Below are 312 nucleotides of genomic sequence, written 5' to 3'. Positions count from 1 at the left end.
GACTCCAGCCCTTGCGAGGTTTCCTGCCAACGCACATGAGCCGCGGGCGAGCAGGCTCCGGCGGTGTTAGGCGATTCTCCCGTCATATAGGACGACAGATAACAGCGCCCCTCGGCCATAATGCACAAACTGCCAAAGGCAAACACCTCCAGTTCAACCGAGCATTGACGCGCCAACTGTTTAACCTGATGAATAGACAGCACCCTTGGCAATACCACCCGGCGCACATTAAATTGTTGCTGATAGAAAGTAATGGCCGCGGTGTTGGTGGCTGACGCTTGCACAGATAGATGCAACTCCACATCAGGATAC

At 54.5% G+C, this 312-nt stretch carries 1 protein-coding gene; it reads right to left on the bottom strand.

The genetic code is table 11. The annotated features are described in order from the left end of the window. A partial coding sequence (locus tag J0A66_RS22570; RefSeq protein ID WP_206576052.1) for a peptidase U32 family protein occupies window positions 1–312 on the bottom strand: 312 nt, incomplete at both ends.

The organism is Bowmanella dokdonensis (assembly GCF_017254865.1).
Classification (GTDB): Bacteria; Pseudomonadota; Gammaproteobacteria; order Enterobacterales; family Alteromonadaceae; genus Bowmanella; species Bowmanella dokdonensis.
Note: the sequence above shows the minus strand (reverse complement) of the source record. Positions and strands in the feature narration are given on the sequence as shown.